General features: G+C 70.0%; 27 protein-coding genes. 13 read left to right on the top strand and 14 right to left on the bottom strand.

All coding sequences use genetic code 11. The annotated features are described in order from the left end of the window. Positions 1-107: 107 nt before the first annotated feature. A complete protein-coding gene (locus ACIBF7_RS15255) occupies positions 108-719 on the bottom strand; it encodes a methyltransferase domain-containing protein (RefSeq protein ID WP_397197356.1) in 612 nt (203 codons plus the stop codon). Positions 720-1,052: 333 nt separating this feature from the next. Between ACIBF7_RS15255 and ACIBF7_RS15250 the strand changes: the two genes are divergently transcribed. The 8 genes from ACIBF7_RS15250 (at position 1,053) to ACIBF7_RS15215 (ending at position 9,013) form a co-directional block, all read left to right on the top strand. Next, positions 1,053-1,712 carry a glycosyltransferase family 2 protein gene (locus tag ACIBF7_RS15250; RefSeq protein ID WP_364235718.1) on the top strand — a complete coding sequence of 220 codons (660 nt, stop codon included), beginning with the start codon at positions 1,053-1,055 and terminating at the stop codon, positions 1,710-1,712. A 1-nt stretch (position 1,713) separates the two neighbouring features. Next, positions 1,714-2,364, top strand: coding sequence for a TIGR04282 family arsenosugar biosynthesis glycosyltransferase (locus tag ACIBF7_RS15245; protein ID WP_397197355.1), 651 nt, complete (start codon positions 1,714-1,716; stop codon positions 2,362-2,364). Next, positions 2,364-3,377 (top strand): NAD-dependent epimerase/dehydratase family protein, encoded by a 1,014-nt coding sequence (locus ACIBF7_RS15240; protein ID WP_148030824.1) that lies wholly within the window; start codon positions 2,364-2,366, stop codon positions 3,375-3,377. The genes ACIBF7_RS15245 and ACIBF7_RS15240 overlap by 1 nt, the downstream gene beginning before the upstream one ends. Beyond that, complete coding sequence (locus tag ACIBF7_RS15235; protein ID WP_397197354.1) at positions 3,374-4,768, top strand: glycosyltransferase 87 family protein; 1,395 nt, start codon at positions 3,374-3,376, stop codon at positions 4,766-4,768. Before ACIBF7_RS15240 ends, ACIBF7_RS15235 begins: the two co-directional genes overlap by 4 nt. A gap of 89 nt (positions 4,769-4,857) precedes the next feature. Beyond that, entirely contained in the window at positions 4,858-6,192 is a 1,335-nt protein-coding gene (locus ACIBF7_RS15230; RefSeq protein WP_261808471.1) for a molybdopterin-dependent oxidoreductase, read from the top strand. Continuing rightward, positions 6,189-6,698, top strand: coding sequence for a hypothetical protein (locus tag ACIBF7_RS15225; protein ID WP_397197353.1), 510 nt, complete (start codon positions 6,189-6,191; stop codon positions 6,696-6,698). The genes ACIBF7_RS15230 and ACIBF7_RS15225 overlap by 4 nt, the downstream gene beginning before the upstream one ends. Continuing rightward, complete coding sequence (locus tag ACIBF7_RS15220; RefSeq protein ID WP_397197352.1) at positions 6,695-8,533, top strand: glycoside hydrolase family 15 protein; 1,839 nt, start codon at positions 6,695-6,697, stop codon at positions 8,531-8,533. Before ACIBF7_RS15225 ends, ACIBF7_RS15220 begins: the two co-directional genes overlap by 4 nt. A gap of 219 nt (positions 8,534-8,752) precedes the next feature. Further along, positions 8,753-9,013 (top strand): hypothetical protein, encoded by a 261-nt coding sequence (locus ACIBF7_RS15215; RefSeq protein ID WP_397197351.1) that lies wholly within the window; start codon positions 8,753-8,755, stop codon positions 9,011-9,013. A 57-nt stretch (positions 9,014-9,070) separates the two neighbouring features. On the opposite strand, the gene ACIBF7_RS15210 is transcribed toward ACIBF7_RS15215, so the two are convergent. Then, entirely contained in the window at positions 9,071-10,393 is a 1,323-nt protein-coding gene (locus tag ACIBF7_RS15210; RefSeq protein ID WP_397197350.1) for a DUF2254 domain-containing protein, read from the bottom strand. A gap of 259 nt (positions 10,394-10,652) precedes the next feature. After that, the gene (locus ACIBF7_RS15205; RefSeq protein ID WP_397197349.1) at positions 10,653-11,102 is read right to left on the bottom strand and encodes a universal stress protein; all 450 of its coding nucleotides are present in this window, start codon (positions 11,100-11,102) and stop codon (positions 10,653-10,655) included. A 152-nt stretch (positions 11,103-11,254) separates the two neighbouring features. On the opposite strand from ACIBF7_RS15205, the gene ACIBF7_RS15200 reads away from it, so the two are divergent. Both ACIBF7_RS15200 and ACIBF7_RS15195 read left to right on the top strand, forming a co-directional pair. Beyond that, positions 11,255-11,890, top strand: coding sequence for a TetR/AcrR family transcriptional regulator (locus ACIBF7_RS15200; RefSeq protein ID WP_397197348.1), 636 nt, complete (start codon positions 11,255-11,257; stop codon positions 11,888-11,890). Next, complete coding sequence (locus ACIBF7_RS15195; protein ID WP_397197347.1) at positions 11,868-12,395, top strand: nitroreductase family deazaflavin-dependent oxidoreductase; 528 nt, start codon at positions 11,868-11,870, stop codon at positions 12,393-12,395. The genes ACIBF7_RS15200 and ACIBF7_RS15195 overlap by 23 nt, the downstream gene beginning before the upstream one ends. Positions 12,396-12,654: 259 nt before the next feature. Here ACIBF7_RS15195 and ACIBF7_RS15190 read toward each other — a convergent pair whose 3' ends face one another. Next, positions 12,655-13,572, bottom strand: a complete 918-nt coding sequence (locus tag ACIBF7_RS15190; protein ID WP_397197346.1) for a glycosyltransferase — start codon at positions 13,570-13,572, stop codon at positions 12,655-12,657. Positions 13,573-13,991: 419 nt separating this feature from the next. Here ACIBF7_RS15190 and ACIBF7_RS15185 point away from each other — a divergent pair, with 419 nt between their 5' ends. Together ACIBF7_RS15185 and ACIBF7_RS15180 are read left to right on the top strand one after the other, a co-directional pair. Further along, positions 13,992-14,810 carry a DUF4259 domain-containing protein gene (locus tag ACIBF7_RS15185; protein ID WP_397197345.1) on the top strand — a complete coding sequence of 273 codons (819 nt, stop codon included), beginning with the start codon at positions 13,992-13,994 and terminating at the stop codon, positions 14,808-14,810. Positions 14,811-15,300: 490 nt separating this feature from the next. Next, positions 15,301-15,729 carry a hypothetical protein gene (locus tag ACIBF7_RS15180; RefSeq protein WP_148030836.1) on the top strand — a complete coding sequence of 143 codons (429 nt, stop codon included), beginning with the start codon at positions 15,301-15,303 and terminating at the stop codon, positions 15,727-15,729. A gap of 128 nt (positions 15,730-15,857) precedes the next feature. On the opposite strand, the gene fmdA is transcribed toward ACIBF7_RS15180, so the two are convergent. The 10 genes from fmdA to ACIBF7_RS15130 all read right to left on the bottom strand — a co-directional run bounded on the left by fmdA (position 15,858) and on the right by ACIBF7_RS15130 (position 24,487). Next, positions 15,858-17,105 (bottom strand): formamidase, encoded by a 1,248-nt coding sequence (gene fmdA, locus ACIBF7_RS15175; protein WP_148030837.1) that lies wholly within the window; start codon positions 17,103-17,105, stop codon positions 15,858-15,860. Between the two features lie 70 nt (positions 17,106-17,175). Continuing rightward, entirely contained in the window at positions 17,176-17,826 is a 651-nt protein-coding gene (locus ACIBF7_RS15170) for an AmiS/UreI family transporter (RefSeq protein ID WP_148030838.1), read from the bottom strand. A 94-nt stretch (positions 17,827-17,920) separates the two neighbouring features. After that, a complete protein-coding gene (locus tag ACIBF7_RS15165; protein WP_148030839.1) occupies positions 17,921-18,196 on the bottom strand; it encodes an FmdB family zinc ribbon protein in 276 nt (91 codons plus the stop codon). 269 nt (positions 18,197-18,465) lie between these two features. Then, the gene (locus tag ACIBF7_RS15160; RefSeq protein WP_397197344.1) at positions 18,466-19,704 is read right to left on the bottom strand and encodes a GNAT family N-acetyltransferase; all 1,239 of its coding nucleotides are present in this window, start codon (positions 19,702-19,704) and stop codon (positions 18,466-18,468) included. A 12-nt stretch (positions 19,705-19,716) separates the two neighbouring features. Further along, on the bottom strand, positions 19,717-20,052 hold the full coding sequence (locus ACIBF7_RS15155; RefSeq protein ID WP_397197343.1) for an ArsR/SmtB family transcription factor: 336 nt from the start codon (positions 20,050-20,052) through the stop codon (positions 19,717-19,719). Between the two features lie 306 nt (positions 20,053-20,358). Continuing rightward, positions 20,359-21,585 carry a TetR/AcrR family transcriptional regulator gene (locus ACIBF7_RS15150; protein WP_397197342.1) on the bottom strand — a complete coding sequence of 409 codons (1,227 nt, stop codon included), beginning with the start codon at positions 21,583-21,585 and terminating at the stop codon, positions 20,359-20,361. A 22-nt stretch (positions 21,586-21,607) separates the two neighbouring features. Further along, positions 21,608-22,432 carry an SDR family NAD(P)-dependent oxidoreductase gene (locus tag ACIBF7_RS15145; protein ID WP_397197341.1) on the bottom strand — a complete coding sequence of 275 codons (825 nt, stop codon included), beginning with the start codon at positions 22,430-22,432 and terminating at the stop codon, positions 21,608-21,610. A gap of 18 nt (positions 22,433-22,450) precedes the next feature. Then, a complete protein-coding gene (locus ACIBF7_RS15140; protein ID WP_397197340.1) occupies positions 22,451-22,864 on the bottom strand; it encodes a MaoC family dehydratase in 414 nt (137 codons plus the stop codon). Next, positions 22,861-23,298, bottom strand: coding sequence for a MaoC family dehydratase N-terminal domain-containing protein (locus ACIBF7_RS15135; RefSeq protein ID WP_397197339.1), 438 nt, complete (start codon positions 23,296-23,298; stop codon positions 22,861-22,863). Before ACIBF7_RS15135 ends, ACIBF7_RS15140 begins: the two co-directional genes overlap by 4 nt. A gap of 1 nt (position 23,299) precedes the next feature. Further along, on the bottom strand, positions 23,300-24,487 hold the full coding sequence (locus tag ACIBF7_RS15130) for a lipid-transfer protein (protein ID WP_397197338.1): 1,188 nt from the start codon (positions 24,485-24,487) through the stop codon (positions 23,300-23,302). Positions 24,488-24,632: 145 nt separating this feature from the next. Here ACIBF7_RS15130 and ACIBF7_RS15125 point away from each other — a divergent pair, with 145 nt between their 5' ends. After that, positions 24,633-25,568 (top strand): NAD(P)H-dependent flavin oxidoreductase, encoded by a 936-nt coding sequence (locus ACIBF7_RS15125; RefSeq protein WP_397197337.1) that lies wholly within the window; start codon positions 24,633-24,635, stop codon positions 25,566-25,568. Positions 25,569-25,573 lie beyond the last annotated feature (5 nt).

Here is a 25,573-nt window from a genome sequence, read left to right as displayed (position 1 = left end):
CTGGCTCTCTCTCGTGCGCTGGGCCGCCTTCTCCGCGCGCAGTAGGCTGGCGGTCACCTTTGGGCACCCCGTCGTCGGCTGGGCGCGGGGCCGCGCGGCCGGACGGGTCATGAGAGGGATGCGAACCATCGCCCCGCCGCGTTCCAGCGTTCGACGGTGGGGAACCCGGATCGCCCGGCAAGGGCGGCGATATCGTCGATCGAGACGGTCGCCCAGGTGAACCAGTCGCCCGTACGCCCGGCCTGGCGCAGCCGTACGGTCTGGACCTTGCTCGGTGACCTCGGTGGTGAGAGCTCGGCGATCACTGTGCCTCCTGGCCTGACCAGCTCGCGCATGCGCCGGAGGAGGGCTGCCGGGTCGCCGCCGATGCCGATGTTGCCGTCGGCCAGGAGCGCCTCGGCCCACCGCCCGGTTCCTGGAAGGGGCTCGAAGACGCACGTGCGCAGCGCCAGACCGCCGGCGCGGCGGGTCAGCTCCACGGCCAACGGCGCGATGTCGATGCCCATGGCGGGAATCCCCATCCGGGTGAGCGCAACGGTCAGTCTTCCGGGTCCCGAACCGACATCGAGCGTGGGGCCGCCGCATCGGGCCAGAATGTGCTCGTCGCCCTCGTTGTACCGGAGCCAGCGCTCGGCGGAGAGCGGTCGTATCAGGCCGTCGGAATATTCGATTTCTACGTCTCCGCCTTTGAGACAGTCTTCATAGAAAGCGCCGATCACGCGGCTTTTCCCCAGTGGAGGACGACGTTCGCACGGCTACCGATGATCACGCTGCAGACACTACCCCGACGGGTCGGAGCCGATCCTTACGAGGCTGTTACGGCACGAGGCCACGACCGTCGGGCAAAAGTGCGTCCAACATGCCCTCAGTGGAAAGCCAACATATGACCGATTAGGACACGTCGTATGTCCTGCCAGGGCACGGGGCCCAGCGGCCCAAACCGCGAGGCCGACCATGAAACTGTGTTTCCGCGGACCCGAGCCGGTCATTTCTCGGAACGACGTCATCCTTTCGTAAGAAGAACGGCGCTGTCGCCGCGTTAGCGTCGGCCCATGGAGATCGACGTGGTTCTGCCCTGTCTGAATGAGGAGGCGGCCCTGCCCTGGGTGCTCGGGCGGATGCCGTCCGGCTTCCGCCCGATCGTGGTCGACAACGGTTCGACCGACGGATCCGCGAGAGTCGCGACGGAGTTCGGCGCGATGGTGGTGGCTGAGCCCCGGCCCGGATTCGGTGCCGCGTGCCACGCGGGGCTGACGGCCGCGACGGCGGACGTGGTGTGCTTCATGGACGCCGATGCGTCCCTCGATCCTGGGCAGTTGCCGCGCGTCGCCGGCCCGGTCCGGGCGGGTGAGGCCGATCTTGTCCTCGGTCGCCGCGTCCTTGGACCGGGCGCCTCCTGGCCGGTGCACGCCCGGCTCGGCAACGCCGTGCTGGCTCGCGAGCTGCGCCGCCGTACCGGCGCAGACCTGCACGACCTGGGGCCGATGCGGGCGTGCGGACGTGCCGCCCTGTCGGCCCTGGAACTGGTGGACCGGCGGTTCGGCTACCCCCTGGAGATGGTGCTGCGCGCCGGTGCGGCCGGCTGGCGGATCGCCGAGGTCGAGGTGGACTATCTGGCCCGTACGGGGAGGTCGAAGGTGACCGGTACGGTGCGCGGCACGCTACGGACGATCGGTGACATGCGCCGGGTCATGGCAGACAGGGCGGTATGACGTGAGTTCGCACCATGCCGACGGCGCGCAACTCCTGGTGATCGCCAAGGAGCCCGTACCAGGGAGAGTGAAGACCCGCCTGACCCCGCCCTGCACGCCGCGCGAGGCCGCGGCACTGGCCGGCGCCGCCCTGGAGGATACGCTGCGGACGGTCGCCCGGGTTCCGGTGGCCCGCCGCGTGATCGCTCTCGACGGGTCTCCCGGGGCGTGGCTGCCCACTGGGTTCACGGTCGTCCCGCAGCGCGGCGACGGCCTGGACGAACGACTCGCCGCCGCGTTCGACGACGCCCACCGGCTCTCGCCCACCCCGATCGTGCTCATCGGCATGGATACCCCGCAGGTGACCGCCGGCCTGCTGGCCGACGCCGTGTCGTTGCTCGACGCCCACGACGCGGTGTTCGGCCCCGCGACGGACGGCGGGTTCTGGCTGCTCGGGCTGCGCGCCCCCGACCCCGATCTGCTGCTCGGTGTGCCGATGTCCGAGCCGATCACGGGAGAGATCCAGTTGAACAGACTGACCGAGGCAGGGATGAGCGTCGCCTGCCTGCCCTGCCTGACCGACGTGGACACCATGGCGGACGCGATCGAGGTGGCGGCGCTGGCTCCCCACTCCCGCTTCGCCGCCGCGCTCGCCGGGACGGCGGTGTCGTGATGACCCCTTCTCGCGAGGCGAAGGTGCTGGTCACCGGCGCGGCCGGGTTCATCGGAAGCCATGTGGCGGAGGCGCTGGAAGCGGCCGGGCACGAGGTGATCCGTCTCGACCTCAGGACCGGCGACGACGTGCGCGACGGCGCCGCGCTCGACCGGTCGATGACAGGGGCCGACGTCGTCGTGCACCAGGCGGCCAAGGTCGGGCTCGGCGTGAACGTGGCCGACCTGCCGGACTACGCCTCGGTCAACGTGTACGGCACGGCCGTGCTGCTCGCCGCGATGGCCCGGCACGAGATCGGGCGGCTGGTACTGGCCTCCTCGATGGTGGTCTACGGCGAGGGTGCCTACGACTGCCCAGGTCACGGCCGGGTACGGCCCGCGCCGCGTTCCGCCGCCGCTCTGGCACGCGGGCACTTCGAACCTCGTTGCCCCCGGTGCGACTCGGAGGTGGTCCACGCCACCATCGATGAGAACGCGCCGACGGATCCCCGCAACGCGTACGCCACCAGCAAACTGGCGCAGGAGCATCTGGCCGCCAACTGGGCGCGCGAGACCGGCGGCACGGCCGTCGCGTTGCGATACCACAACGTGTACGGGCCGCGGATGCCACGGGACACGCCGTACTCCGGGGTGGCGGCGATCTTCAGATCCGCGTTGGAGGCCGGTCGAGCACCCAGGGTGTTCGAGGACGGCGGGCAACTGCGGGATTTCGTCCACGTCCGCGATGTCGCCCGCGCGAACGTCGCCGCGCTCTCCGGCGGCCGGCCCGGCCTGCTGGACGCGTTCAACATCGCCAGCGGGGAGCCGCGCAGTATCGGCGACCTGGCGGCGGCACTGGCCGGTCAGCGTGGCGGGCCGGAGCCGGTGACGACGGGGGAGTACCGGTTGGGTGACGTCCGGCACATCGTGGCAGCTCCGCACAAGGCGGGCGCGGAGCTCGGCTTCCACGCCCGGATCGGGTTCGACGAGGGAATGAAGGAGTTCGCCACCGCACCCCTGGCCTGCCCGGCGTGATCCGCCGCACGGCGGGAACGGCCGTCCTGCTGGTCGCCCTGGCCGGGACGCTCGCGTGGGCGATCGGCCAGGACGCCGTTCCGGCGGACCGCCGCGGCCTGTTCTGGCCGTACGCGCTCGCGTGGGCGTTCTTCTACGCGGCCGTATGGGCTGTGCGCGGGCTGCCGACACGCCAGGCGACGTGCCTGCTGATCGCCGGTGGGATCGCCGTGACCGCCACCGGCCTCCTCTCGCCGCCCGCCACCAGCACCGACTCCTACCGCTACGTCTGGGACGGACGGGTGCAGGCCGCGGGCGTCTCCCCCTACGATCACACACCGGCCGAGGCGGCGCTGGCGCGGCTGCGTGACCGCTGGCTCTTCCCCAGCGGCGATGGCTGCGAGGGGCCCGATCGTTACCCGATCCCCTCCGGAGACACGGTCGCGTCGTGCACGCGGATCAACCGTCCCGGCGTGCACACGATCTATCCGCCGCTGGCGGAGGCGTACTTCCTGCTGGTGCACGGGCTCTCTCCCGAAGGGGCACGGCACAAGCCGTTGCAGGTCGGCGGTGCGCTCCTGGCGCTCGCGACCTCAGCCGTGTTGCTGATCGCGCTCGGCCGGCGGGCCGGCACCCGGGGTAACGCTCCGGCGTACACCGCCTGCTACGCGTGGTGTCCCGCCGTCCCGCTCGAACTGGTGAACAACGCCCACGTCGACGGGCTCGGCGTCCTGCTCACCGTCATCGCGCTGACCACGGTGAACAGGCACAGGGTCCTCGGCGGCACGCTGCTCGGCGCGGCGGCCGCGGCCAAGTTGCTGCCCGCCGTCACCGTCCCCGGAGCGCTCTCCGGGGTCCTCGCGGCAGACGGAAGGACGCCGGCGCGCCGGATGCTCGACACTCTGGCCGTCCTCGGCCCCGCCGCCCTCGTCGTGGCGCTCGCCTATCTGCCGTACGCGCTCGCCTCGCGCGGCTCGGTACTCGGATACCTCTTCGGGTACCTGACCGAGGAGGGTTACGACGACGCCGGCAGCAGGGACCGGTATGCGTTGCTGCGACTGGTCCTTCCCGACTCGTGGGCGTTGCCCGCGGCCCTGGTCATCGTCGGGATCGCGATCTTCCACGTCCTCCGCCACGGTGACGCGGACCGGCCGTGGCAGGGCGCGCTGGTGGTGACCGGGGTGGGGTTCCTCGTGTTCACACCCGGCTATTCCTGGTACGCGGTGCTGGTCGTCGCGCTGGTCGCCCTCGACGGCCGGTGGGAGTGGCTCGGCGTCCCGCTGGCGAGCGGCGCGGCGTACCTGGGCACCGGCTCGGGGACCGTCGCCTACGTCCTTGCCGCGCTGGCGGTGGCCGCAGGGGTGGTCGTACGCGTGGTCCGTCCCTCACCGGCAGCACGGCGGACGGCCTGATATTGCCGAATGGGTGCGAGGGCGTGGCATTGGAAAGACCGCTTCCGGTAAGGAGACCGGACAGTCGACGTGGGATTTCGGGGGGATCGGTGCCGGATGTGTGGCGCGGCGCGAAAGCCGGCAAGAAGGGCCGCCTGGCCGCGCGCCTCAAGGGGTGGAGCGGGCCGCCCGGGCCGTTCCGGCCGGAGTTCTGGCGCAGTCCGCTCCGCGGCCCCTGGCTGACCTCGGTGCTCGGACTGGTCCTGCTGGCCGGGATCACCCTCGTCGCGATCACCGGGCTGGTGTCGTACGCCGCGTACGAGCCCCGGCTGCCGGGCAACGACACGACCCCCGGCAGGGGACTGCTGGGCTTCTATCTGTTCGACTGGCCCACGGACCCCGTCTGGTTGTACCGGGTCACCCAGGGCGTGCACGTCGTCGGCGGGTTGACCCTGGTGCCGATCCTGCTGGCCAAGCTGTGGTCGGTGATCCCCAAGCTGTTCTCCTGGCCGCCCGCCCGCTCCGTCGCGGAGGCCGTCGAACGGGCCAGCCTGCTGCTCCTGGTCGGCGGCGCGGTCTTCCAGTTCGTGACCGGAATCCTCAACATCCAGCTCTTCTACGTCTTCCCGTTCTCCTTCTACCCGGCCCACTTCTACGGCGCATGGATCTTCCTGGCCGCCTTCGTCGTCCACGTCGTCATCAAGCTGCCCCGCGTCATCCACACCCTGCGGACGTACGGCCTGCGCGACCACCTGCGCAGCTCTGTGGCGGACACCCGCCCGGAGCCGCCGGACCCCGATGGCCTGGTCGCCGTCGACCCGGCGCCCCCCACGATGTCCAGACGCGGCCTGCTGGCCTTCGCCGGCGGCGGTTCGCTGATCATGTTCGGCCTGTCCGTCGGCCAGTGCATCGACGGGCCGCTGCGCCGTACCGCGCTGCTCGCTCCTCATGGGCGCCTCTACGGTCCTGGCCCCAACGATTTCCAGGTCAACAAGACGGCGGCGAGCCTCGGCGTGACAGCAGCTCAGACCGGCGCGTCCTGGCGGCTGGCACTCGTCGGACCACAGCGGGTGCACCTCTTCCGTGAAGACCTGCTGGCGATGCCGCTGTACACCTACGCCTTGCCGATCGCCTGTGTGGAAGGCTGGTCGACCGTCCAGACCTGGACCGGTGTACGGCTGGCCGACCTCGCCCGCCTCGCCGGGATCCGGGCCGGCTCGACAGGTGTCACCACCAGTTCTCTGCAACGCGGGGGCTATTTCGGTCGGGCCTCGCTCAGCGGCGCGCAGGTCGCCGACCCGCGCTCGCTGCTGGCGCTGCGGGTCAACGGCGCCGACCTGTCTCTCGACCACGGCTATCCGGCGCGGGTCATCGTCCCCAACGCCCCCGGCGTGCACAACACGAAGTGGGTGCGCGAGCTCGACTTCATCCAGGAGCGATCGTGAACGGCCACAGCCGGTGGGCCAGGACCTACGGCGCTCCGCCGTGGCACCTGCTCGTCCTCGCCCTCTGTTTCCTGGTCGCCGGCTACGCCGCCACCCGGGTGGTCGAGGTGGGGATCTGGCGGGGCTTTCTGGTGTGGCTCGTGGGGGCCGTCGTCCTCCACGATCTGGTGCTGTTCCCTCTCTACTCCGCCGCTGACCTCGCCGCACGGTCTGCCGCTGCCCGTACCCGCCGCCGTCGTACGACTGCTCGGCGCAGGCCCCGGCCGGCGGGGCGGCGGCCGGCTCCGGTCAACTACCTGCGCGTGCCGGCCGCGTTCTCCCTCCTGCTGCTGGTGGTGTGGTCCCCACTCATCCTGCGCGGCGCCGAGCCCAACTACAGGGCGGCGGTCGGTTTGAGTACCCTCCCTTACCTCCACCGATGGATCCTGGTCACCCTGGTGCTCTTCGCCGTCTCGGCACTGCTCCACGTGCTGCGACGCCTGGACGTGGGGCGGGCCGGACATTGAGTGCCCGGCCGATCGGCGACTACGCGATGCTGTCGGACTGCCGGTCCGCCGCGCTGGTCACGTCCGACGGTTCTGTCGACTGGCTGTGCCTGCCGCGTTTCGACAGTCCGGCGCTCTTCGCCCGGCTGCTGGACGAAGAGGCCGGATTCTGGACGATCCGGCCGACATGTCCGGCCGAGGTGACCCGTCGGTACGTCGAGGACACCCTTGTGCTGGAGACCACGTTCCGGACGCGCGACGGCACCTTGGTGCTCTTGGACGCGCTCGCGCTGGGTCGTGGCGAACGCGCCCACGCGCTGGGCACGTCTTCCCCTGGCCTGCTCCTCCGTCGGCTCGCCTGCACCGAAGGGCGAGTGCCGGTGGAGATCGTGTACGCGCCCCGGCCCGAGTTCGGGCTCGTCCGCCCGCTGATGCAACCGGTCCGCGGCGGCCTGATCGCCCGTGGGGGCTCCGACGTGCTCACCCTGTCCAGTCCGGTGGAGTTCCGTACCAGCGGCTCGGTCGCGGACGCCGCTCTCACCCTGCGCGCGGGACAGAACGTGGGCCTGGCCCTGCAGACCGGCCGGGCCTGGGCGCCCGACCCGCCGCGCCGTACCTCCCGGGCCGTCGCGCGCCGGATCCGCGACACCGTCGCGGGATGGCGCTCCTGGTCACGCGGGCACGGCGACTACGAGGGCCCCTGGCGCCGGCAGGTCAACCACAGCGGCCGGGTTCTGCGCGCGATGACCTACGCCCCGACGGGGGCCATCGTGGCCGCGGCCACGACCTCCCTGCCGGAGAGCATCGGCGGGGAGCGCAACTGGGACTACCGCTACACCTGGGTCCGCGATGCCAGCTTCACCCTGCACGCCCTGAACACGGCCACCTGCGAGGAGGAAGAAACCGCCTTCTTCACCTTCCTGTCCCGCGCCTGCGCGACCCAGGTCGACGCGGACCCGGACCTGCAGATCATGTACGGCATCGGCGGCGAGCGCGACCTGAGCGAACGGCAGCTGTCGCATCTGCGGGGATGGCGGGACAGCGCCCCCGTACGGGTCGGCAACGACGCCTGGCGCCAGCGCCAACTCGATGTGTACGGCGAACTGCTCGATGCCGCCCACCAGACCTACCGGGACATCGGCCCGTTCGACCCCCTCACGCGCTCGCTGCTGATCGGAGTGGCCGAGACCGCCGCGCGCCGCTGGCAGGAGCCGGATCAGAGTCTGTGGGAGGTCCGTGGCCCCAGCCGGCACTTCACGCACTCCAAGCTGATGTGCTGGGTGGGACTCAACAGAGCGATCACCTTGGCCCCCGTGCTGGGGGCCGCCTCCCGGGTCGCCGACTGGACGCGCGTCCGGGACGAGATCCACGCCGCGATCCTGACCCACGGATGGAACGAGCAGGCGGGTGCCTTCACCCAGACGTTCGGTGGCACCCATGTCGACGCCGCCACCCTGATGATGCCTCTGGTCGGATTCCTGCCGCCGGACGACCCGAGAATCCGCTCCACCGTGCAGGCTGTCGCCACCCGGCTGACCGACGCGAGAGGGCTGGTGTACCGCTACCGTTCCGCCGACGGGCTGGCGGGCCAGGAGGGCCCGTTCCTGCTGTGCACCTTCTGGCTCGCCCACGCGCTGGCCCTCATCGGTCAGGACGCCGCGGCCAGGCGGGCGTTCGAGACCGCCGCCTCCTGCGCCAATGATGTCGGCCTGCTCAGCGAAGAGGCGGACCCCACCACAGGAGAGGCGATCGGCAACTACCCTCAGGCCCTCAGCCACATCGGCCTGATCAACGCAGCCCGCGCCATCGGGGACGCCCGGCGCTCCTCGGACCGAGCGCCTTGCGGGGGCTCTTGAAGCAATACCCGGCGGCCTGCTTGTCCCGGGGCGGCCATCGCTTGCCTTGGGCGGACCGCCGGGGCCGCTTGTCGGAGGAGCGGGGTGTCTGGCAGGAGGCGTGCTGTAAGTGGGTGTTTGATCCTGGGGTTCTGCCGGCAGGGTCTCGTAGTCGCGCGCCAGGCGGCGGACGTGACCACCGAACTGCGGCCTGAGCTGCCAGGATGGGCATCGGCGCCGATGCCTTGGCCTGCATGCTCGTGGTGTCGAGGGCTGCGGCAGGAGGAGTGCTGCGGCATCGCCGCAGTGCTCCTGGCCGGCGCCGCCATGCCGTCCCAGCCGCAGCGCCGTCTGACCTCGGACGCGCTCGCCGACGCCATACGCCTGGCCGCCACCCACACCAGGATGGCGGCCGCCGCCGACGGCCCGCGCGCCGGATCCGCCGCACGAGGCCTCCCGGAGGACATCCTCAGCCTGGCCGGAGAGTCACGGAGCCGGTAGGCGAGATCGATCGATCGCCGCCCCGCCACCGTCGCGGCGCTTCAGGGAGGAGCATGTTCACGACGGAATCCACGCGGGTGCCCAGCGGCCGGTCAGTGCCTGTTCGACCTGATTGGACAGCATGTCGAAACGCGCCATCTCCCTCGATCCGAATCGTTGCCCGGCGGCTTGGGCACGCAGGACCTCCAGCTGATGGGTGATTGCCGGGCGCTGGTCGGCGGAAACGTGCCAGGCGAGGTCACGCAGCAGGGAGAACATCTGGGCCAGGACGGTGGAGTCGTGAGCGCCGTAGTGGAGGGGTTGCACCAGCGTCATCGTGAGCAAGTCGGCGATGTTCGGCTGATACAGCATGACCCGTACGTCGCCCCGCTCGTCACGCAGCGGCCGTGGCCCGAGCTGACGGCCTGCCAGCTCGCACAGGACGATCGACACATGGCCCAGGGCGTGGACGGCCGTGGTGGGATCGTTGATCCCCGGCGACAGCGCCTTGACGGCCACGTCGATGAGCTGCCGCAGCCCGTACGTCACGTCTTGAGCCGCGGTGCGTTCGGGCCCCGTGCTTATCGCCCTGGCGACCTGCCGGGTGAGCCGGAGTTCGACATCGGTGTCGAACGATCCCGCGGCACGCGGCCAGCCGGCTCCCAGCGGGGTCCCTGCGACCAGCAGACTGCCCGGACAGCAGTCGATGAGCAGGACGGCGTCGGCCTCCACCGCCGCGGACAGCAGTGAGCTCGCATCCATCCTCAGCACGAAACCGGAGGCCCCAGCGCGCAGGGGCAACGTGTCAGGAGGCGGCGACACGGGTGTCACATCCAGCGACGTGGAACTCCGCGGCGGAAGGACCCGGCGGATGGTCTCGTTCGCCTCGGCGTGCACCCTGAGCAACGTCGTTTCCGCCCGCAACTCCCGGGCCAGGTGCGCGAGAAACAGCACGAGGGCGAGAACGCTGACCAGAGCCAGGACGAATCCCGTGGTCACCGCTATCTGGGGCACGAAGATGTCTCTTGACTCGCCGGGAGATCGGATCGTGCGCAACACGGTGAGGGCATAGGTGAAGGTGGCCAGGAACAGCGCCAGGGTGGACTGGACGACCCGGTCCCGGGTGAACGTGCGTAGGAGGCGCGGCGAAAACTGACTGCTCGCGAGTTGCAGGGCCACCACCGTCATGGAGAAGGTCAGCGACGTCACCGTGATGAGAGAGCCGGCGATCGCGCCCAGCACTGCCCGGGCCGCGCCGGCACCCCCGCCGAACAGGTAGGGCGCCGCCCACGAGGGGACGTCGGGTCCCAGCCTCGCATCCAGTCGGGGTAGTCCCACTCCAAGACCCAGAGCAAGACCCACGCCGAGGGAGGGCAGCAGCCAGAGCTGGGTGCGCAGCATGTCTCCCAGGACAGCCAGCCTGCCCCGAAGATCGGATGGCCCCATCGTCTATCCCGTTCCTTGGACGATCGTCCGCAGACTCCGCTTTGATCACCTGGCCGGTGTTCGCCACGCCACACATGACCGTTTTGGCGGTTGAACGGTAGCGATGTCGCGGCCGGCGAGACGGAGGAGTTCACTCCCTGACTCGAGAAGCACCCCGATCCCCGTTTCCTGTCTGACGCCGCGGCATGCCTTGAATACCCTGCGTGCGCCGTTCCTACCGTTCGCTTCCAGTGGGGCTGACTGCGTCGGGCGGGTGCCGGAACACGACGACCGGACACGGTGCGTGGTGCACGCAGTGCAGGGCCACCGATCCCAGCAGCGTGCCGATGACCGGCCCGTGCCCCCGGTTGCCCACGACGAGCAGAGAGGCGTCACGCGCGGCGTCGATCAGCACCGTGGCGGGATGGCCTTCGAACACCTGGAGGGTGACCGGTACGGACATGGAATCGCCCAGGACCTCGTCCGCCACCTGCTCCAGGAGTTTGCGCGCCGCACCGGCGAAGTCCACGGAGTAGCCATAGCTGGTTGGAAGGCGCCAGGCGTGGATGACGTGGAGTTCGGCTCTGGTCAGTTCGGCCTGGCGTGCCGCCCAGCGCAGAGCATCCTTGCTGGTGTCCGAGCCGTCCACTCCCACCAGGACGAAGGGTGCAGGAAGGTTCGCCATGGAGAGACCTCCTCACTGCTCTCACTCCATCATCGCTCGCTCTGTCCTGGGGACGCTGACCGGGAGGTCGGGGCGCTGATGGAGGTCGGGCGCCTGTCCACCAAAGGGGGACGGGGGGTGAATGGCCGAGAGGTGAGTGGTATCTTGGCCACATGGCCAAGTTGGTCGAACGACCAAGTTCCGCCCGCGGGGACCGCCGCCGGGAGCAGCTTGTCGACGCTGGTGTCGCGCTCCTGTGCGAAGGAGGCTGGCCGGCCGTCACCACGCGCGCCGTGGCCGAGCGGGCCATGACCAAACCGGGCCTGATTCATTACCACTTCGGGGGCCTGCCGGGATTGCGGACGGCGATCGCCCGCAGGGCCGGTGAACTGATCATCGGCCCGCTCCTGGACGAGTTGCTCGCCGCCGAGGACGACCGGCAGGCGCTCACGGTCGTCCAACGGCTCACCTCCGAGACCGCCGGTGACGAACGGATGATCCGGATGGGCGTCGAGCTCATCGCGGGGGCGATGCGCGACCCCGCGCTCGGCGAGGTGCTGCGGGACGAGCTGCGGCGGGCGCGTGAGCGGCTCGGGCGGCGGCTCGGTGAGCTGCATCCGGACTGGTCGACGGGGCGTCGCTCCGGCGCGGCCACCCTGGTCGCCGCGTTGATCGACGGACTGATGCTCCACCGCATGCTCGACCCCGGCCTGGACACCGGCGAGGCGATGGCGGCCGTCGAGGACCTGCTGAGCCCTCAATCGGAAACAGTCAGGAAGGAACAGCATGGACATCGTGAAGAGGCCTGATCCGCCGTCGGGGCTGCGGCGCACGTTGTGGCGGCTGCCCATTCACCTGTACCGGCTGGGGCTGGGTCGGCTGCTGGGGAGCAGGGTGATGCTGCTCATCCATGTCGGCCGCGTCTCGGGAAAGCCCCGCCAGGCCGTCATCGAGGTCGTGGAGCGCGACGGGCGCGGCTACGTGGCGGCCTCAGGCTTCGGCCCGCGCGCCGACTGGTACAGGAACATCACGAAGACACCGGAGGTCGTCCTCCAGGTGGGCGGCAGAACCTTCCCCGCCGTCGCCCGGCTGCTGCCTGCTGAGGAGGGTGGTGAGATCATGGCTCGGTACGCGCCACGCCATCAGGCCGCCGCCCGCCGGCTCTGCGCCATCATGGGCTTCGCAGTGGACGGCAGCGTGCAGGATTACCTCGAGGTCGGGCGGCAGATTCCCTTCGTACGCTTCGTGCCGCAGGCCATGCCCGCTGCGGCTGCGGCGGGAGCGCGAGCCGGCCAACGTCAGGCTGGTCACTGAGGCCGCCCAGCGCGTGCTGCTGCGGCCGGTGCCCCGCAGGGCGGCCGACCTCCGCAGCGGCCGAGACCTGGATCGGGGGAGACCTGTACGAGGTCGTCACCGCCCCGCACGGGGTGCGTCTGCTCGTCGGAGACGTCCAGGGCAAGGCCTGGAGGCGGTGGCCTGGGTTCTGGGCGCCTTCCGCTGAGCCGCTCACGACGAGCCCGACCTGGCCGAGGTGGGAGACCGGCTGATCGACTTCGTGGCCGGCGGCCTCGCCTCAGGGCAAAGGTGATGTGTCACCGTCGGTTCGCGGAGCCGGGCCTCGCGCTCCTTTCGCGCGAGCGATGCGGGCGACAGCGGTGGTCACGCCGTCCTCGGCCCCGACCTGTGCGGCGAGCGCGCGGGCGGCCGAGGCCAGCACGGCCGAGGCCTCGACGGCGGCGGCAAGCTTGCCGGGCGTGAGGCGGCCGGTGACGGGAGCCGGCGCGACGCCGATGCGGTGCAGCCGATCGGCCCAGAACGGCTGGTCCCCGAGGAAGGGCCGGATCACCTGAGGGACGCCCGCGCGCAGCGCGGCGGCCACCGTGCCGATCCCGCCATGGTGCACCGCGGCGGCCACACGGGGCAGCAGCCAATCGTGCGGAGCTTCGTCGATCATCAGAACGCCGTCCGGCTCCGAGCCCTGTCGCAGGGCGCCCCAACCGGTGGCCAGGACCGCGCGGCGCCCGGTCAGCCGGACGGCCTCCAGCACCGTCGCGGTCAGCCTCTCCGCGTCGCCGCTGTATGAGCTGCCGAAGCCGACGTACACGGGCGGGTCGCCGTCTTCCAGGAACCGGGCCAGCCGTTCGGGCGGCGTCCAGCCGCCGGGAGTGGGCAGCGTCCAGAACCCGGTGGGCTGGGCGTCGGCGGGCCAGTCGGCGGGGGCAGGGAGCAGATAAGGGCTCCAGGCGTGCAGCACGCCGCCGGCCCTGACCAGGTCGGCCACCGGCCGGCACCGGCCGCGCAGACCGAGCGGCCCGGCCCGCCATTCCCGTACCGTGCCCCGATAGGGCGCCTCGACGGCGGAGGAGATGCGCCAGCTCGCCCGGTTGAGTGCGCGCGGCACGCGTACGGGAAGGATGGGGGAGGGGAAGGCGGCGGTGGGAAGGTAGAGCGGGAGCAGCAGTCCGGCGAGGGCGGGTCCCGCCCGCCGCACAGGGATGAAAACGGCTCAGTGATCGACAAGCACGCGAAGGCGCAGATCACGTGCGGGCGTAGGCCTCAAAGCAGCGGGAGCGGGAGCGGCGGTAGCCGTAACCGGCCCTGCCGGCCCGTTTCGAGCGCTGCGCCGTGGGCGCGAGCGGCCGCATTCGACCAGGGCGGAGCCGGCCAGCAAGAGCGGCACGGCGCATCCCCGCCCTCGGGCGGGACCTGTCACGCGTGCGGAGTCGACGGCGAGCACGCCCGCCTGGTCGTCGCTCACCTGGGACCATCCCCGTTCGCGCGGGGCCGACAAAACCATGACCTGGGAGCCCTATCTCCACGGTTGAGGATCGGCTTACGTACACCACTTCGCCCGACATGACCGTGACCCCTGCCCATACCCTGATCGCCTCTTCGCTAAGGAGCCGCAGCATGGATGACCCGACGCCCTTCTTCGAAGGCCCCTTCGACAGCGACGAGGCCGCCGACGCCATCGCGGAATTGGAAGAAGGCGATGACATCGCGGCGGCGATGATCGAGGTGCTCGACGAGTTCGTCCGCGACAGCGAGGACTATGCCGAGGAGGGCCAAGTGGAGGCCGCCCTGGCGATCGCCTGTCTGATCGCGGCCCGCATCTCGGGAATCGCTCCCGATGAGGCCGCTCATCACTGGCTGGACCGCAACCCCTTCACCGTCTCCGACGACCTGCGTCGCCTGGCCGCCGTGGCGTTCAATGTGGCCACCCGTGCCGACGACAACTATCTCCGCGAGGTCCGGGCCGCGGACTGGCCGGTGTTCCTGGAGCATCTGGAGCCCTACCGTAAGGCCCTGTTCGGTGAACCTCAGGAGCCGGCGGCCCCGTTCGTTGTGGACTTCTCCCGCCCCGGCAAGCACTGGCTCCAGGTGTTCTGGAGCACCACCGACCAGAGTCTGCCGCACGACAGCGCCTACGCCGATGTCGCCGGACACCTTGTCCAAGCTGTCAACGAGGCTCCGGAGTGGCTCGCCTGGTGGCGTCAGGCCGGCCTGCAGCAACTGCTCGTCTTCGGGGAACTCGTGCCGGGCGTCTACAGCGAGCGGATCTCTCGTGGCCGCACCACAGCCGAGGTCTGGATCGGCTTCGGTCACTCCCCTGAAGTCTCCAGGGACTCCGCCATTCAGCAGGTCGCCGATGATGTTCGTACGGCTCTGAGCGCGGCAGGCCGTTATCTCGGCCTCGCCCCTGTTCCCTCGCTTCCCGCCCTTGACTGAGACATCCCGAAACCACCGGCTGGCAAGCGGAGCGATCGATCACGTCCGTCACCAGAGGCGACACATCAGCGTGCGGATGCCCAAGGCGCCGGTTTCGGCCGCCCGCGCCGCCCTGCGCGACGCCTTTCTGGACATCTCTGGCATCGGCGTGGTGACCACGCACAACCCGTTCGCCGTGAACGACCGGATTCCCGCTGGACCGGATGAACCCGTACGGATCGAGCCTGGTCTACGGCTGCGCGGCCGGGGACACGGCAAGGGCTGTGGTCGTGGTGGTCGGCGACTCCTGAACACCCGCACACCGGCGTGCAAGCCACCTTGGATGGGATGGCCACTGGGGCCAAATTCTGGCAAAGCTATTTCAAAGTCACATCCACCACCCACGGCTAACCTCACAAATGCGGCAATTCACCCACAATTCCAGTTACCCTCGTTGGCAGCCTCGTACAACTCCGGAACAGGAGCGCTCGCACCTTCGAAAGGTTGATCAATGAACAACGACGCCGTGTGGGTTCGGGGCGTGACAGGTATGCAGCTGCACCACTCCACGGACCTCCAGGACGCCGGCCGCTTCCTGGGCAACGCCATGATGGCGCTGCGGGCGGCCCACGTACGAACCGGCGACGACCGGTACTCCGACCTCGCCTCCCAGCTGAAGACCCTGGTGGCGGAGGCCCGCACGCTGGAGACCCAGGCTCGGACCCGCCTGGAGGGACTGCACGCGACGCACCCGGAGCAGTTCGTACGCTGCCGCGAAGGCGAAGACCCGTGGCCGGACGAGATCCAGGCGGGGTTCATTCCCCGTCACACCTGCTACGACCAGTGCCTCTACCACGACCACGGTGTCCTCGATGCCATCACGCAGTGCACCTGCGGTCGTCCGCCGTGCCGCGCATGCGCTATCGGCGGCACGCCGTGAGGTGAAGCTCGCCTCGCATCCTGGCATTCAGCCACAGCACCGACCTGATCGCCGACCTCTCGGGGTCCAAGCGACGAGCGGCGAGGCCCGGCCGGCCCCGCCGTCGTGGTCTCGGTGATGTCCCCCGCTCAACTCGTCACGGCGCACTTGCCCCGGTCCTGCTTGACGGGCCCTTCCATGTTCGGACGTACGTCGAAGTCGAAGATCTCGGTGGGCAGGTAGAGCGAGCAGCAGGCGTTGGGAATGTCGACGATCCCGCTGACACGCCCTTCGATCGGCGCCGAGCCGAGGAGCAGATAGGCCTGTTCGCCGCTGTAACCCCACCTCTTGAGATACTCGACGGCGTTGAGGCAGGCCCTGCGGTAGGCCACCGTCGCGTCAAGGTAGTAGTTGGTGTCGGTGTCGTGGTCCACCGAGATCCCGATGAACGAGAGGAACTCGGAGTATCTCGGCTCCACGTTTCCCGGCATGAACAGCGGATTGGTGGTGACACCGTACTTCTCCATGCCGCCCTTGATGAGGTCGACGTGGAAATCGATGTAGCCGCCCATCTCGATGGCGCCGCAGAAGGTGATCTCCCCGTCGCCCTGGCTGAAGTGCAGGTCGCCTCCGGAGAGTTTGGCGTCACGGACGTGGACCGGGTAGAAGACCCGGGCGCCGCGGGTGAAGTTCTTGATGTCGTGGTTACCGCCGTTCTCCCGCGCCGGCACGGTGCGTGCTCCCTCGGCGGCGATCCGCTGTGCCAGGTCGCCGTTGGCGGTGCCGGCGAGCGTGTGCTCGGGCAACGGCGGCAGGCCGAGCGGGGGAACGCGTCCCGCGTCGGTGTCGATGAGCGCCTGCTCCCGGCGGTTCCAGGAGCTGAGCAACTCGGCCGACGGCGCGGTGCCGAAGAGTCCAGGGTGGGTGATCCCGGTGAACCGGACTCCCGGCAGGTGGCGGGATGTCGCGACCTGACCGTGGAAGTCCCAGATCGCCTTGTACGAGTCGGGGAAGTAGTCGGTCAGGAATCCGCCGCCGTTCCGCTTGGCGAAGATGCCGGTGTAGCCCCAGCCCTGCCCTGGTGCGTCCCCGACCTGCTGCGGCACCGGGCCGAGGTCGAGGATGTCGACGATGAGGAGGTCTCCGGGCTCGGCTCCTTCGACCCCGATGGGCCCGCTCAGCATGTGCGCGAAGCTCAGGTCGACATCGCGCACGTCGTTCGCCGAATCGTTGTTGCCGATCTGGGCGTCCGTCCATTCGCGGCACTCGACCCGGAACTCCTCACCGGGACGTACCATTTCCACCACGGGAATATCCGGGTGCCAGCGGTTGTGGCCTGGGGTCGCCTGGTCCTTCATCGGCTTCGACTGGTCGACGCTGAATACGACTTTCGGCATGACAGCTTCCCCTCCTTTGTCGATGACTCCTTCGCGGTCAGCGTGTCGCCTCACCTCCCTTCGAGCTCGGTCACGTCCGGTGGAAGCGATGCGTGCCGGTGGTCCCCTGCGCCTCCGAAGTTTCGCCGGCCGGTTCCCCGTGTCTCGTCAGCGGCCACAGCACGGCGAACACCACCAGGCCGAACACGGCGAGAACGATCGCGAAGAGGGCTGTGGTGCGCCAGGATCCGGTGAGGATCATGAATGCCGGGATCGCCGCCGTGACCCATCCCTGGATAGCCGCGACCCAGCCCGTGTACCTGGTGATCTGCGTGCGTTTCAAGCCGAGCAGGACGAAGAAGAGCGTCCACAGGAAGGACCAGTAGAGCCAGATGACTCCGAAGCCCGGATCACCGAGGAGCTGGAAGTTGGCGTAGGAGTATCCGAGCGCCATGATGGCCACGAAGAGCGAGAAATAGCCGACACCTGTGGTGTCGAATCCGCCCAGCAGATTGATCCCCACATAGAGATAGGTGAACCCGAAGAGGTAGAGTCCCGACGCGTTCAGGAGTACGGCCGGATCGCCGGGGCTGAAGACGATCAGCAGGGTCGGTGTGACCACCTGCAAGGCTCCGACGAAGAGATTGAAGATCCCGGCTGCGCGCGGCTCGACCTTTCCCAGGAGCATCAGACCATTGAGGAAGAGCACTGCGCCCACGTACAGGAGTCCGACGGCTCCCATCCCCACACACCTCCTCACGCCCCGGACGGGCGGTGTGTTCAGGAACGCCACGAGTCCAGGCGTACGCAACGTTCGGATCGATCGTCATGTCTGCTCAAGGCCGAGGCAGGCGCGACAGCGCCGGGTGCTGCGGTGTCCGCCGCCGCTCGGGAGTCACGTGCGTGACCACCTCGGGTGCTTCCTGACTCTGTTCGTCCCGGGCCAGCGCGGCGGACATCGCCGGGGACTGCCGGGCGAGGCTCGGCGCGGTGAAGACGCGACGAGCCGGAGACCGGCACGCCGGGCAGTCGGCAACCGCCTCAGCGGTCCCTATCGGCAGGCGCACCTCGAACGGCCCGCACTCCAGACAGCGATACGCATAAGTCGCCATGACGCCCCCGTCGAGATCCTCATCGCCTCACTGACATGCGGCGATATAGGCCTTACATCCAGCACACCTCGGGGGTTGTCGCCATGTCAAGACAAGAGTCAGGGGCGCGTGGGGCGGGGGTCGACCCGTCGTACACGACATGGGCTGCACCAGGGTGGACCACCCTCGCTTTCACATGAGGGAGCACGCATGCTCACCACCCGGTTCGTGCCCGGCTCGCCGTGCTGGATCGAACTCGGCAGTCCGCACCTGGAGACCGCGAAACGGTTCTACGGCCGTCTGTTCTTGGTTGCGGGGCTGCGGCGCTCAATCAGCAGGACGTTCCGCCAGACGCCGTGGTGGCGGCCGATGCGTTCCCGGGTGCCGACCACCCGGAAGCCGAGCGCCTGGTGCAGGGCCAGGCTGGCGGCGTTCTCGGCGAAGATGCCGGACTGGATCGTCCAGATTCCGGCGTCCTGGCCGGCGGCGATGAACGCCGACAGCAGCGCCCGGCCGATGCCCTGGGCCTGGCATCCCGGGTGGACGTAGACGCTGTGCTCGATCACCCCGGCGTACACGGGCCGGGCCGAGACCGCGGAGGCGGCCACCCAGCCGAGCACCTGGCCGGTGCCGGTGTCGAAGGCCACGTAGCGCAGGTGGGGGAGCCTGGCCGCGGTGAAGCCCTCCCAGCTCGGGGCGGTGGTCTCGAAACTGGCCTGGCCGGTGTCCAATCCGGCCTGGTAGATGGCCAGCACCTGGTCGGCGTCGTCGTCGCGCATGGGCCTGATCTCCGTCCCCGGCGGGGCGGCGGGCTTGGCGGCCTGGACGATCGCCGAATGCACGCCGTCGCCGTGGCCGGCGGTCAACGTGATGTGCAGGTCCATGAACCCCGACGCGGCCAGCAACCGCCGGTACTCCGCCACCGGCAGCGCCCCGGCCGCGCAGCCGACCCGCTCTTCGACGGCCGCCCGCCGATCGGGGTCCGGTTCGCCGTCCGTCACGACGTCGCTGACGCCGAACCGGCCGCCCGGCCGCAGCACCCGGAACGCCTCGGCCAGCACCGCGGCCTTGTCGCTGGACAGGTTGATGACGCAGTTGGAGATGACCACGTCCACCGACCGGTCCGGCAGCGGCACCCGCTCGATCGTGCCGTGCAGGAACTCCACGTTGCGCGCGCCCGCCTGCTCGGCGTTGCGGCGGGCCAGGGCCAGCATGTCGGCGCTGGCGTCGAGCCCGTAGGCCTTGCCGTGCTCGCCGACGCGACGGGCGGACAGCAGCACGTCGATGCCGCCGCCCGAGCCCAGGTCGAGCACGGTCTCACCGGGCCGCAACTCGGCGACGGCCACCGGGTTGCCGCAGCCCAGACTCGCCCGTACCGCCGCTTCGGGCAGCAGGCCGAGGTCGTCGTAGCCGGCGGCGCCGAATCGGCCCTGGTCGAAGGCTTCGGGGCCGCAGTCGGCGACCGTCCGGCCGGCCGCGGCGTCGCGGGCCAGCGCGGAGTAGCGCCTGATGATCTCCTCTTGCGCCATGGCATCGCTCCTCTACTCGCAGGTGGGCGGGGCCGGGGCGGAGTTGCCCATGACCACGTCGGCGGCGGTCGGGAAACAGCTCACGCAGACCTCGTTGATCCGGTACAGGCCGGCGGTGCCCCGCCGCTCCACCAGCACGAACCGCACCTCGGCCAGAATCTTCAGATGGTGCGAGACGGTGGACTGGCCCACCCCTGAGGCGGCCACGATCTCGCCCACGCTCATCGGCGCGCGCCGCCGGGCCAGGAGCGACACGATCTGGATCCGCGACGCGTCTGCCAGTGCCTTGAACCAGCTCGCGTACTCTTCGGCCTCCGCGCGCGGCAGCGGCCCCGTTTCCTCGCTCATCGTTAATCGACGATAATAGATCAAAGGGAAGAGCGAAAGCCCTGGGAAGCACGTTTGTCGAACTTGCGCCGGCCGCGCCATGCCGGCGGCGAGGACAAAGCGCGTGACGCATCGCCTGCATCACCTACGAACAAGGCGCAACCCTTGCGTCATGAGCGTCCCCGTGTGGCTTGAGTACGTCAACGCCGGAGGCGCCGCCGTGGCTCTTCGAACTGGACGTTCTCGCCAAGCTCGCGGAGCGCCACTGAGCCGGCTCGACGCAGAACCGGTCACTGGTTCGTCGACTCCGGCGCCCGGCCGCTGACCTCACCCGGTGCGTGCGAGCAGGAGAGCCTGGCAGGCGGCAAGAAGATCGCCAGACAGATCACCCCGTTCGCGCAGATGGTCGATCCGGGCGAGGTCGTTGATGGTGGTGAAGACCGCGTGCACGACGACCCGGGCCTCAGCTTCGATCAGCTCGGGTCGCTCGGCGGTGAGCAGGTGCACCCACTCGCTGACGTAGTCGTACTGGAGGCGCCGGATCGTGTGGCGTTGCTCGGCGGGAAGGTGGATCACCTCGGTGATCAACGTGCCGGTGAGGTGGCTGTGGCTGACCGTCAGGTCGATGTAGGAGCGCAGCAGCAGGTCGAGAGCGTCCCGGGGGCTGGTGGCGGTGGCGAAGGCGCGGGAGGCGTCGAGCTGCAGGGCGTCGGCGGCGCGGGTGAGCGCGGCCACCAGGAGGTCGGACTTGGCGGTGACGTGGTTGTAGATGCCCGCGCCGCTGATGCCCGCGGCAGCGCCGATGTCCTCCATGCTCACGGCCTGGTAGCCGCGCTCGTTGAACAGCCGGGCGGCCGCGTCCATGAGGACTTCCCGGCGGGAGGCGCGAGCCAGCCCCGGGCGCGGTCGATCGGACGGGGCCGCGTCGGCTGACGGGCCCTGCGCCTGAGGCAGGGCGACTTCGGTGAGGGTGCTGCCCATCGCGTGCAGCAGGTCTTCGAAACGGGCGCGCGGCAGGCTCACCGAGTGGTGGGACGGGCTGGCGAACGTGGCGAAGATCGCCCACACCAGCAGGTCGGCGTCGGCGGGGGAGAGGCCGGGACGGGCAGCGACGAGGGTCGTCGCCGCACGGGCCGCGATGGAGCGAAAGCGGCGGCGGAGCTGGTCGCGCTCGGGCACCGGGAGATTGCGGGACTCCCGCTGCCACAGCACGCCGAGGTCGCGCCGGTCCAGCGTCAGGGCGGCCATGGCGCGCAGGAGGCCGTCGACGTCACCGGCGGTGTGGTTGTCGACGAGGGTCTCGAACGCCAGGAGCCCGTCGAGGACGGTGCGCGCCAGCAGTTCCTGCTTGTTGCGGAAATGCCGATAGAGGGCACCCGCCGTGATGCCGACCGCGCTGGCGATCTCTTCCATCGTCACGGCGTGGTAGCCCTGGCGATGGAAGAGCTCGGCGGCGATGGAGACGATCTGCGCCTTGCGGTTGCGGGGACGGCTGCCCCGGGCCGGCGCCGCCGCGGTCCGCGCCTTCATCGTCTTCCCCTCGGTCGAAGCCACCTGCGCATCGTAGGCCGGTACGTCAGCGGTACCCGCCCCCGCAGACGATCACTTCGCCGCTGATGTAGTCGGACTCGGGCGTGCACAGCAGGTAGACCGCGCCGGCGGCCTCCTGCGGGGTGCCGGCCCGTCCGAGCGGGATCATGCGTTCCATGGCGGACAACAGGTCGGGGTTCACGCCCACCTTGATCTCCCGGCCCTGGACGTCGATGGTGGCGTCGCCGCCGGCCGTCGCCTCGGTGAGCCGGGTGCGGATGAGACCGAAGGCGACAGCGTTGACGTTCACCCCGTACCGCCCCCATTCCTTGGCCAGAGTCCTGGTCAGCCCGACGACGCCGGCCTTGGCCGCGCCGTAGTTGGCCTGCCCGGCGTTCCCGCTGAGCCCGGCGATGGAGGAGATGTTGACCACCTTGCGCTGGACGTGCACACCCCGGGCGCGTTCCTCCTTGACGCGGGCGCTGATGATCGGCTGGACCGCGCGCAGGATCCGGAAGGGCGCCTTGAGGTGGACGTCGATGATCGCGTCCCACTGCTCGTCGGTCATCTTCTGGACGACGTTGTCCCAGGTGTATCCGGCATTGTTGATCACGATGTCGACGCCGCCGAAGGTGTCGGCGGCCGTGGCGGCGAACCGGTCGGCGAAGCCGTCGTCGGTGACGCTGCCGACGCAGGCGACGGCATCACCGCCGCTGGTTTTGATCAGTCGTACGGTCTCCTCGGCCGGGTCGGGGTCCAGGTCGTTGACGACGACGCGGGCTCCCTGCTGGGCGAGCTTCAGGGCGATGGCCTGGCCGATGCCGCGCCCTGAGCCGGAGACGAGGGCGGTCTTTCCGTCGAGCGTTCCCACGGGTGTCCTTTCGATGGTTCAGGTGAGGGCGACGAGGGCTTGGCCGGCGAGGGTGACGGTGCCGTCCTCCAGCATCACTCGCAGGTCCAGCCGGGCCCGCCGTTCGCCGTCGGCCTCTTCGATCGCCGTGACGCGGCCGGTGCAGGTCGGCTGTCCGTGGACGGGGGTGATGGCGGCGAAACGGACGCTGTAGGAGCGGATGCGCTCCTGGGGCACCCAGCCGGTCAGCAGCCGGCCGAGGTAGGCCATGGAGAGCATGCCGTGAGCGAAGACGTCGTCCATGCCTGCGGCCCGGGCCGCGTCCAGGTCGATGTGCATGGGGTTGTGGTCGCCGGAGGCGCCGGCGTAGAGCGCGAGCGTCGTACGCGAGATGGAAGGCACGCGCAGCGGCGGCAGCTCCGTTCCCACGGCGATGTCATGGAGATTGTTCACGCGGCTGCCTCCCCGCGGACGACGATGACGTTGGTCAGGTCGGCGACGGGCTCGCCGGCTCGGGTGACGCGCGTTTCCCGGACGAGGAAGCGCAGGGCACCGCCCTTCTTCTCGTACGTGTCGGCGATGTGCGACTCGAAGGTCAGCTCGTCGCCGGCGTGAGCCATGGCGTGGTAGGTGAAGCGCTGTTCGCCATGCAGGACTCGGGCGAGATCGATCCCGGCCTCGGCGAGGAAGGAGAAGGGGTCGGGCCGGTCCATCTCCAGGCAGAACAGGAACGTGGGCGGAACGGGGAGGTCCGGGTGCCCGGCCTTGCGGGCGGCGTCGAGGTCGCTGTAGACGGGGTCGTGCTCGCCGATGGCCTGGGCGAAGAAGCGCAGGCGGCCTCGCTCGGCGGGCACGGTGAAGGCGGGTATGCGCAGGTCCGCGGTCATGTCAGGCCGCCCGCTCGTAGAGGGTGACGACGCAGGCGCCGCCGAGTCCGAGGTTGTGCTGGAGGGCGAGCCGGGCGCCGTCGACCTGGCGGTTTTCGGCCTGCCCGCGCAGCTGCCAGACCAGTTCGGCGCACTGGGCGAGGCCGGTGGCGCCGAGCGGGTGGCCCTTGGACAGCAGCCCGCCCGAGGGGTTGGTGACCACTTGGCCGCCGTAGGTGTTGTCGCCGTCGAGCACGAACTTCTCGGCCGTTCCCTCCGGGGTGAGGCCGAGGGCCTCGTAACTGATGAGCTCGTTGGTGGTGAAGCAGTCGTGCAGCTCCACCACGGGAATGTCCTGCGGGTCGACGCCCGATTCCTCGTAGACGCGGGTCGCGGCGGCCCGGGTCATGTCATAGCCGACGACCTTGGTCATGTCGCCGCTGTCGAAGGTGGTCGGGGTGTCGGTCGTCAGCGCCTGCGCCCGGATCGTCACCGTGGCGTCCAGGCCGTGCCGGCGGGCGAACTCCTGGCTGCACACCACGGCGGCGGCCGCGCCGCAGGTCGGCGGGCAGCACTGCAGTCGGGTCAGCGGCCCGTAGATGGGGGGAGAGCCCAGCACCTCCTCCTCGCTCACGGGGGTGCGGAAGACGGCGTAGGGGTTGTTCGCGGCGTGCCGGCGGGCCTTGACCGCGATCTTGGCGAAGGTCTCGGGAGCGGTGCCGTACTTGCCGGCGTAAGCCATCCCCGCGCCGCCGAAGTACTGCGCGGCGATCGGGGCGTGGTCGTCGATGCCCTGGATGGCGGTCATGGCGTCCGCGCTCCGGGCAAGCGGGCTGGGGCGGTCGTCCCAGACGTTCGCCAGCGCGCCGGGGCGCATCTGCTCGAAACCCAGGGCGAGCACGCAGTCGGCCACCCCGGACATGACCGCCTGCCGGGCGAGCCAGAGCGCCGAGGAGCCGGTCGAGCAGTTGTTGTTCACGTTGACGATGGGGATGCCGCTCTGGCCCAGGTCGTAGAGGGCCGCCTGTCCGCAGGTCGAGTCGCCGTACACGTAGCCGGCGTAGGCCTGCTGCACCTGGTGGTAGTCGATACCCGCGTCGGCCAGCGCGGCTCGCGCGGCGCTCCCGGCCATCACGTCGTAGGGCTCGCTTGCGCTGGGTTTGGCGAACGGGATCATCCCGACGCCCGCGATCTGGACGGTACGGTCCATCTTCTGTCCTCCACGGGACTGGAGCCGACGACTCACTCTTGCCAAAGCGACATTAATCCATATTTACTTACGACATCAAATACGCAGCGAAGCAGGCATGTGAGCCTCATCAGCGCAATATTTGATCTTCACTAGTGGAGGGACGATGGCCCTACCGTCGCCGCTGTCGCGGCTGGCGCTACCGCTCATGGCCGCGCCGATGACCGACGTCTCGGGACCGGAACTGGTGATCGCGGCGTGCCGCAGCGGGGTCATCGGCGCCTTCCCGACGCACAACGCCCGCTCATCGGAGGAGCTCGAAGCCTGGCTCGGGAAGATCACCGCCTCGATCGCCGAACAGGATCACGCCGCGCCGTTCGCCGCGAACCTGGTGGTCCATCGCTCCAACGAGCGATTGCGAGCCGACGTCGAGTGCCTGGTCCGCCACGGCACCCGGCTGGTCGTCACCAGCGTGGGCTCCCCGGTTCCGGTGCTGGAGCCGCTGCACGACGCCGGTTGCCTGGTCTTCGCCGACGTGGCGAGCCTGCACCACGTGGAGCGCGCGATCGAGGCAGGCGTGGACGGGCTGGTGCTGCTGACCGCCGGGGCGGGCGGCCAGACCGGCTGGGCCAATCCGCTGTCGTTCGTCCGCGCTGTCCGCGCTCGGTTCGACGGGCCGATCGTCCTGGCGGGAGGGGTGCCGGACGGAGCCGCCGTCTGGGCAGCGCAGGTCCTCGGCGCCGACCTGGCCTACATGGGGACCAAGTTCGTCGCCACACACGAGAGCCTCGCCGGTGAGCGTTTCCGGGCCGCGCTGGTCGACGCGACCCTCGACGACGTCACCTTGTCCACTGCGCTCAGTGGCCTGCCCGCCAACTTCCTGCGCGCCTGGCTCGAGGAGCAGACGGTGGAGGCCGCGGCCCCGGTGAAGGGCTTCACCCAGCATCGCCTGCTGACCCGGCGCCACGTGTGGAGCGCCGGCCACAGCGTCTCGGGGGTTACGGAGATCACCAGCGTCGCGGAGCTCGTCCGGCGTACCCGCCGGGAGTACGAGCAAGCGCGACAGGCGACGGCGGCCACGCTCGCCGGAACAGGGAGGTAACCATC

Origin of the sequence: Nonomuraea sp. NPDC050478 (assembly GCF_044458265.1) — a bacterium.
Taxonomy (GTDB): domain Bacteria; phylum Actinomycetota; class Actinomycetes; order Streptosporangiales; family Streptosporangiaceae; genus Nonomuraea; species Nonomuraea ferruginea.
Note: the sequence above shows the minus strand (reverse complement) of the source record. Positions and strands in the feature narration are given on the sequence as shown.